7 protein-coding genes and 2 pseudogenes are annotated in these 7,454 nt (G+C 55.3%); 3 read left to right on the top strand and 6 right to left on the bottom strand.

The window, feature by feature from the left end; translation table 11 throughout:
• Positions 1 to 73: 73 nt before the first annotated feature.
• A pseudogene (locus tag V6E55_RS24450) lies at positions 74 to 430 on the bottom strand (DUF4158 domain-containing protein); the annotation flags it as partial.
• 162 nt (positions 431 to 592) lie between these two features.
• Between V6E55_RS24450 and V6E55_RS24455 the strand changes: the two are divergent.
• The 3 genes from V6E55_RS24455 to V6E55_RS24465 all read left to right on the top strand — a co-directional run bounded on the left by V6E55_RS24455 (position 593) and on the right by V6E55_RS24465 (position 3,410).
• Positions 593 to 1,150 (top strand): recombinase family protein, encoded by a 558-nt coding sequence (locus V6E55_RS24455; protein ID WP_001217881.1) that lies wholly within the window; start codon positions 593 to 595, stop codon positions 1,148 to 1,150.
• A gap of 122 nt (positions 1,151 to 1,272) precedes the next feature.
• On the top strand, positions 1,273 to 2,253 hold the full coding sequence (locus V6E55_RS24460; protein WP_013213985.1) for an IS481-like element ISKpn27 family transposase: 981 nt from the start codon (positions 1,273 to 1,275) through the stop codon (positions 2,251 to 2,253).
• A 275-nt stretch (positions 2,254 to 2,528) separates the two neighbouring features.
• Positions 2,529 to 3,410, top strand: a complete 882-nt coding sequence (locus tag V6E55_RS24465) for a carbapenem-hydrolyzing class A beta-lactamase KPC-2 (RefSeq protein WP_004199234.1) — start codon at positions 2,529 to 2,531, stop codon at positions 3,408 to 3,410.
• Between the two features lie 249 nt (positions 3,411 to 3,659).
• Here V6E55_RS24465 and V6E55_RS24470 read toward each other — a convergent pair.
• The 5 genes and pseudogenes from V6E55_RS24470 to V6E55_RS24495 form a co-directional block, all read right to left on the bottom strand.
• Positions 3,660 to 4,523: pseudogene (locus V6E55_RS24470) on the bottom strand (IS1182-like element ISKpn6 family transposase); the annotation flags it as partial.
• Between the two features lie 463 nt (positions 4,524 to 4,986).
• A complete protein-coding gene (locus tag V6E55_RS24480) occupies positions 4,987 to 5,142 on the bottom strand; it encodes a hypothetical protein (protein ID WP_013213988.1) in 156 nt (51 codons plus the stop codon).
• Positions 5,143 to 5,269: 127 nt separating this feature from the next.
• Positions 5,270 to 5,695 carry an antirestriction protein gene (locus tag V6E55_RS24485; protein WP_013213989.1) on the bottom strand — a complete coding sequence of 142 codons (426 nt, stop codon included), beginning with the start codon at positions 5,693 to 5,695 and terminating at the stop codon, positions 5,270 to 5,272.
• A gap of 110 nt (positions 5,696 to 5,805) precedes the next feature.
• A complete protein-coding gene (locus V6E55_RS24490; RefSeq protein WP_013213990.1) occupies positions 5,806 to 6,084 on the bottom strand; it encodes a hypothetical protein in 279 nt (92 codons plus the stop codon).
• A gap of 533 nt (positions 6,085 to 6,617) precedes the next feature.
• Positions 6,618 to 7,178 (bottom strand): replication protein, encoded by a 561-nt coding sequence (locus V6E55_RS24495; protein ID WP_014343471.1) that lies wholly within the window; start codon positions 7,176 to 7,178, stop codon positions 6,618 to 6,620.
• Positions 7,179 to 7,454 lie beyond the last annotated feature (276 nt).

Raw genomic sequence — 7,454 nt, forward strand, 5'->3', positions numbered from 1 at the left:
GGTAAGCAGAGTTTTTGAAATGTAAGGCCTTTGAATAAGACAAAAGGCTGCCTCATCGCTAACTTTGCAACAGTGCCAATTCACGATACTGATAGTGCTGACGTATCAGCGCTGCATGCTCACGGCGGGTATTTTCCCTCTGACCGTATTCTGCAAGAACGGTGATATCACGAATCCCGAGCTGTCTGGCGGTAAAATGCCGGACGCCGGAAGGAATATGATTCATATCGGTGAGGAAGGTGCCCAGAAAACGGACACATCCAATTTGCAGGGCAATGCCCAGACGGTTGTGATCACCTCTGCTTTTTCCGATAAATTCCTTGTCTGCTTCATCAAGATGAAAATATCGTGCCAGCTGAAGCTCATCCGGTTCACCGGTGAATCTGCCATAGCTTTCAGTCTGCTCAGTGGTCAGAAAGTCAACGGGCATATCGGCCTCCCTGCCTGACGGGCATTTAGTAACATTTTTGCAACCGTCCGAAATGTTATAAATTATCAGACATAGTAAAACGGCTTCGTTTGAGTGTCCATTAAATCGTCATTTTGGCATAATAGACACATCGTGTCTGATATTCGATTTAAGGTACATTTTATGCGAATTTTTGGTTATGCGCGGGTCTCAACCAGCCAGCAGTCCCTCGATATTCAGATCAGAGCGCTCAAAGATGCAGGGGTAAAAGCTAACCGCATCTTTACCGACAAGGCATCCGGCAGTTCAACAGATCGGGAAGGGCTGGATTTGCTGAGGATGAAGGTGGAGGAAGGTGATGTCATTCTGGTGAAGAAGCTCGACCGTCTTGGCCGCGACACCGCCGACATGATCCAACTGATAAAAGAGTTTGATGCTCAGGGTGTCGCGGTTCGGTTTATTGACGACGGGATCAGTACCGACGGTGATATGGGGCAAATGGTGGTCACCATCCTGTCGGCTGTGGCACAAGCTGAACGCCGGAGGATCCTAGAGCGCACGAATGAGGGCCGACAGGAAGCAAAGCTGAAAGGAATCAAATTTGGCCGCAGGCGTACCGTGGACAGGAACGTCGTGCTGACGCTTCATCAGAAGGGCACTGGTGCAACGGAAATTGCTCATCAGCTCAGTATTGCCCGCTCCACGGTTTATAAAATTCTTGAAGACGAAAGGGCCTCGTGATACGCCTATTTTTATAGGTGTCTGGACTCGTGGGATCATGTACCCATGCGTAGCTGGCCGCTCTTCAAGGCCAGACACGTTTTGCGTACACTGTTCCAATCCGACTCTTCACTGGCAACTCGATGACCCAGGCACTGCACAGCCAAGCCCGTACTACCCACCTGATCCGTGAGGAAATCAGGAACTCGACGCTCCCGCAGGCCGAACTGGCCAGGATGTACAACGTCACCCGCCAAACCATCCGAAAGTGGCAAAACCGCGAGTCTCCTGAAGACAAGTCGCATGCGCCGAACAAGATGTACACGACGCTCACGCCCGAGCAGGAGCTCATCGTGGTGGAGCTGCGCAAGACGTTGCTGCTGCCCACGGACGACCTGCTGGCGGTCACGCGCGAGTTCATCAATCCAGCCGTCTCGCGTGCCGGCCTGGGACGTTGCCTGCGCCGCCACGGTGTCTCGGATCTACGTAACCTGGTCGAGCAGGAAGGCACTGCGCCCGCCACGAAAAAGACCTTCAAGGACTACGAGCCGGGCTTTGTGCACATCGACATCAAGTACCTGCCGCAGATGCCCGACGAGACGGCAAGGCGCTATCTCTTCGTTGCCATCGACCGTGCTACGCGCTGGGTCTTCATCGAGCTCTATGCCGACCAGACCGATGGCAGCAGTGGCGACTTCCTCAACAAAGTCCAGCAAGCCTGTCCCGTCAAGATCGTCAAGCTTCTGACCGACAACGGCAGCCAGTTCACCGACCGCTTCACGGCTGGCGGCAAGAAGAAGGAACCCAGCGGCACACACGTGTTCGACCGCCTGTGCAAGCAGCTCGGCATCGAGCACCGGCTCATCCCGCCTCGTCATCCGCAGACCAACGGCATGGTGGAGCGCTTCAACGGTCGTATCAGCGACATCGTCAACCAGACCCGTTTTGGTTCAGCTGCCGAACTGGAATCGACGCTGCGCAATTACGTCAAGATCTACAACCACAGCATTCCGCAACGCGCGCTCCAACACAAAACACCCGTTCAGGCGCTCAAGGAATGGCATGAAAAACGCCCTGAATTGTTCAGGAAACGCGTGTATAACCAGCCGGGTCTTGACATATAGGTTAATGTCATGATAATAATGGTTTCTTAGACGTCAGGTGGCACTTTTCGGGGAAATGTGCGCGGAACCCCTATTTGTTTATTTTTCTAAATACATTCAAATATGTATCCGCTCATGAGACAATAACCCTGATAAATGCTTCAATAATATTGAAAAATGACTTCTTAACGTGAGTTTTCGTTCCACTGAGCGTCAGACCCCTAATCCCAGCTGTAGCGGCCTGATTACATCCGGCCGCTACACCTAGCTCCACCTTCAAACAAGGAATATCGTTGATGTCACTGTATCGCCGTCTAGTTCTGCTGTCTTGTCTCTCATGGCCGCTGGCTGGCTTTTCTGCCACCGCGCTGACCAACCTCGTCGCGGAACCATTCGCTAAACTCGAACAGGACTTTGGCGGCTCCATCGGTGTGTACGCGATGGATACCGGCTCAGGCGCAACTGTAAGTTACCGCGCTGAGGAGCGCTTCCCACTGTGCAGCTCATTCAAGGGCTTTCTTGCTGCCGCTGTGCTGGCTCGCAGCCAGCAGCAGGCCGGCTTGCTGGACACACCCATCCGTTACGGCAAAAATGCGCTGGTTCCGTGGTCACCCATCTCGGAAAAATATCTGACAACAGGCATGACGGTGGCGGAGCTGTCCGCGGCCGCCGTGCAATACAGTGATAACGCCGCCGCCAATTTGTTGCTGAAGGAGTTGGGCGGCCCGGCCGGGCTGACGGCCTTCATGCGCTCTATCGGCGATACCACGTTCCGTCTGGACCGCTGGGAGCTGGAGCTGAACTCCGCCATCCCAGGCGATGCGCGCGATACCTCATCGCCGCGCGCCGTGACGGAAAGCTTACAAAAACTGACACTGGGCTCTGCACTGGCTGCGCCGCAGCGGCAGCAGTTTGTTGATTGGCTAAAGGGAAACACGACCGGCAACCACCGCATCCGCGCGGCGGTGCCGGCAGACTGGGCAGTCGGAGACAAAACCGGAACCTGCGGAGTGTATGGCACGGCAAATGACTATGCCGTCGTCTGGCCCACTGGGCGCGCACCTATTGTGTTGGCCGTCTACACCCGGGCGCCTAACAAGGATGACAAGCACAGCGAGGCCGTCATCGCCGCTGCGGCTAGACTCGCGCTCGAGGGATTGGGCGTCAACGGGCAGTAAGGCTCTGAAAATCATCTATTGGCCCACCACCGCCGCCCTTGCGGGCGGCATGGATTACCAACCACTGTCACATTTAGGCTAGGAGTCTGCGCGGCAGAGCCGTGTGACCGGTTTTCTGTAGAGCACTGACGATGGCGGCGGCGCTCTCTGCAATTGGCAAGGCGTCGGCGCCAAGGATACCAATCTTGCGGCGCGCGGCGTGTTATGACGACTGGGGTGCATTTGAGCCGCCCCATTTAACCTTCGCCCTCACAGATACGCCATTCGCCTCAGATTTAGCGCCATGCAGACGAGCTTCCACTCGGCTTGCACCTTGTCCAGGCCCCTCATGCTGAACTGACGCAATCCCATCACCGCCTTGATCCAACCATTCGGAGCCTCCACGATCGACTTGCGCCGGCGGTAAGCTGCATCGCCTTGCTCCGTTTTCAATTTCGCCGCAATCGCCGCCGTATGCGGATGGGTCTTGGCATTGACCTTGGCATCTTCACGTCCCTCGCGGCCGAGGGCAACGATGACATCGCCGTGGTGATCGGCGACCTTTGCCAGAACAGCCTCACTACGGAATCCCGCATCCGCCAGCGTCTGGGCCGGCATTTCTCCGGTGTTGGCCTGAACTGCTGCCAGCATGCCCAGCAGCGCCTGACTGTCCGCGGCGCAGTTGGTCAACTCCGCCGCCACGATGATCTGGTGCTCGGCATCGACCGCTGTGTACCCGTTGTAGCTCTGCTCGGAGCCACCACCGGCGTGTTTCATGATCCGGCTGTCCGGATCGGTGAAGCTTTCCTGATCACGGTCATCCGGCACACCAAACTCGCGTTTGTACGAGCCACCGCCCTTGTCCGAGCCATCCGGATGGCGAGGCCGGCGGCCATCGTCTTCGCTGCGCCCCCGGGCCTGGTCCGCTTCACGCTGGCGCGCTTCCAGGCGCGCCTTTGCCGCCTGGATCGCCTCCAGGCGCTTCTCGCGGCGAGAAATCTCGGCAGGAATGTCCAGCTCCGGCTCGTTACGCTCCTGGTCGTCGGTAGCCTTGGCGCGATCAAGCAGCGCCTTGATCTCGCAATGCAATTCGTCCTCGGCCGGCTTCATGCGCTTATAGCTCATCGCCTTGTGGTCGCCATGTTTGGCGGCTTCGTATTCAGGTTCTTTAGAGAGATCCTTTAGATCGCCGTTCCTCACTACTGCCGGGAAGTCTCCCCAGGGAGCACGTTCGGCCTTATGTTCGGTCATGGTTTCAATCCCGGTCAGCGTCCCATATAGCCCCGAAACCTGCCAGGTGGGCCAAGATAGACCAGGCACCATAAGCAATAGGGCTAGGGTTGGTTTTGCTCACCCAACGCCTGAAGGTTCGGGTTCCCTTTCCGCTGCCTCTCTCACCAGGCAAACCAACGAGATCAGCGACATCAACGCCACTGAGAGGCTTACTAAGCCCTTTTCGTTGCCTAATCAGCTCCAACACCTCTTTGATTTCATCGGCGGTTGGAGCCTGCCAATCTTCAGCGAACGGCCTAAGCGTTTCAGGTCTAATCATGCGATAAATCCTCAAATAGCCCCGGTCAATGCCGGGGCTTTTTTATCAATGGGTAACGGTCGCGGCGGCCTCCCGATACGCCTTCAGTTCAATCAAGAGCAAGCCAAGCTCCCGCATCTTCATGCGCGGCATATGAACGGGGCGGCGGGCCGTCAGAGCGTCGCCAATGTGTTTTGCAAGTGATACAATATCCGTATTCATCGCGTTTATCCTCAAATTGACCGGTGAAAGCCCCTGTGATTGGTTGCAGCCATACCAGGGGCACCATTTCTTTTTCTACCTATGCACCTCCTTTAAGAGCCCCGGCCATCACCGGGGCTTTCTGTTGCTAGTCTATTGCGGCCAAGATGGCCTCTTTTTCGTCATGCTCACAAGCCCAATCCCGCAAGCTGTGATACAGCCTTGAAAACCGCTCCTGGTCAGCGCCTTCTGTGTGAAATGACAGATGGCTATAGAGGTAGAGGCAAGCGGTAATCCCGGCAGCATCGGCGCTCATTTGGCCACTAAAGTAGTTCATGGCCTCGATGTTCAGCATTTCATCACGACGCCCAGGAGCCATATAAAAGCCGCCGTTCGACAGCTCCCACATAAGCCAATAAGCCCCGCGATACTCGCGGCAGAGCCCTTTCATTTGCTGGTAAAGCATCGACTCGAAAACCACATAGAAACGGCCTACATAGCGGGGCATTGCAGCCATACGGCGAGGGGTGGCGACCAGGGAGCAGATCAGGGGATTAAGTTCTGTTTGCATCATCGGAGTTCTCCGGTATTGACCGTGGCGGGTGCCCGGCCTTCTGAGATATATAATAGGCCATTTTGGCCTATTGTGTCAAGCGGGTACAATAAAAAATAGGCCAAATCGGCCTACTTTTTTTCTCTCCAACTGAGCCACATTTTATTCAGCTCCAGGCTGCGGGCTGGCCAATCTGGCAGATTCACCGCATGGGCGCGGTAGTTGATCCGAGTATTCAGAGTGCAACGGGGAAAGGGGTTGGCCACCTTGCAGTAACGATAAAACAGACCGACGAGGCGAGCACCGTAACGATCACGCTCCCAGGTCAAAACGTTGTGCATATGCTCGCGGCGTTCGCGTATCCATTCTCGATAGAGTTGGTGAAAGGTGCGGTTAGCTGTGTGGATCATCGGAGTTCTCCGGTATTGACCGTGGCGGGTGCCCGGTCTTCTTAATTAAGATTATAGGCCAAAATGGCCTACTATGGCAAGAAAAAGCGCGCTCTACGTTAAAAAAATCACGTAGTCGCGGGGGATTGCCGCCAAGATTTCGCATAGCGTCGCCTGATTTCGTACGTACGAAATGGGCCACCTGGTCGAGCTGCTGCCGATGCCTGGTGAGTTGGCCACCTGGTTGATTTCCTTCTGGCGTCCAGATCTGAACTTGGCCACCTGGTCGAGCTGCTGCCGGTGCCTGGTAAGTTGGCCACCTGGTTGATTTCCTTCTGGCGTCCAGATCTGAACTTGGCCACCCGGTCGAGCTGCTGCCGGTGCCTGGTAAGTTGGCCACCTGGTCGAACTGCTGCCGGATCTAAAGGTGGAATATTAAGCAGGTAGTGATAGACTGAGATCCAGCATGGCTATACGCCTGCTAACCCCTCAAAAGAAAGCAGCCTCTAGGGCTGCCATCCGTTACGAAATCTCACTCACTTTGAAATAGCCATCTAAACGGCTTTACACCTGGCCGCCTGAAGGGCAACCGCTGAGGCTTCGCCATTAGTAATAGGGGAGGGACTTGTCTCACTGTTTTGTTGAGGTGAAGGCTTGCCCAGGCGATACCATTTAGCCCGGCTCATGCCCATAGCTTCCCAGGGCTTTTGCCTGCTCAATGAGTTGGCTTCATAGGCTTCACGCTCAAGCTGGCCAGCGGCGCGGCGACGTTCTTCATCACGCAGTCTATCGCGCTCTCTGCGGCGCTTCTGAGCCTCGTCAGTGCTGATAATCGTCTTCAGTTGCTCTTGTTCTTGCTGTGAGATCTGGAATAGGTTGATCAGCGTGTCGTTTTTGGGCGTGTATAGCGGTGCAAACGACTTTCCGCCGAACTCGACACGTTCCCCAGCCTCATAGGATTTCGCCTTGCTGTAGAGCGTCATAAGCTCTTTGGAGCGGTAAGACCAACGAGTATCCAGCTCGGAGGAAAGAGCGGCGGCCTCATGGTACATCTGGGCGCTGTTTGTTGCCCCGGAGAGAAGGAGAAAGTTAAGACGCCAGAAAAGATGCCTCATTCGCTCGCCTTCGTTGATTCCACCTCTGAGCTGGCCCAACTTGCGTAGGTCTTCCAGGGGGAACCGCAGAATTCGGAAAAAATCGTACGCTAAGCTAAGGAAGGTCTGAAAAAGCCCCCGCTCGAGAAATGCATCCCAGCAACCATGCGGGTTACAGAGCGGTGATTTCGCGAAACATGGGCTTTTTCAGAGCTTCCTTAGCGTTACGATAAAGCTAGCATGGAAACGATAGGTGCAAGCAAGTTAAGGGTTGCATCGCGCATGTCAATCTAGGCT

The organism is Enterobacter sp. 342 (assembly GCF_036663495.1).
In the GTDB taxonomy this organism is placed as follows: Bacteria; Pseudomonadota; Gammaproteobacteria; order Enterobacterales; family Enterobacteriaceae; genus Enterobacter.

Coding starts and splice junctions, on each gene's coding strand:
- V6E55_RS24465 (WP_004199234.1), top strand. CDS start 2,529: ATGTCACTGTATCGCCGTCTAGTTCTGCTGTCTTGTCTCTCATGGCCG.
- V6E55_RS24455 (WP_001217881.1), top strand. CDS start 593: ATGCGAATTTTTGGTTATGCGCGGGTCTCAACCAGCCAGCAGTCCCTC.
- V6E55_RS24480 (WP_013213988.1), bottom strand. CDS start 5,142: ATGAATACGGATATTGTATCACTTGCAAAACACATTGGCGACGCTCTG.
- V6E55_RS24495 (WP_014343471.1), bottom strand. CDS start 7,178: ATGAGGCATCTTTTCTGGCGTCTTAACTTTCTCCTTCTCTCCGGGGCA.
- V6E55_RS24460 (WP_013213985.1), top strand. CDS start 1,273: ATGACCCAGGCACTGCACAGCCAAGCCCGTACTACCCACCTGATCCGT.
- V6E55_RS24485 (WP_013213989.1), bottom strand. CDS start 5,695: ATGATGCAAACAGAACTTAATCCCCTGATCTGCTCCCTGGTCGCCACC.
- V6E55_RS24490 (WP_013213990.1), bottom strand. CDS start 6,084: ATGATCCACACAGCTAACCGCACCTTTCACCAACTCTATCGAGAATGG.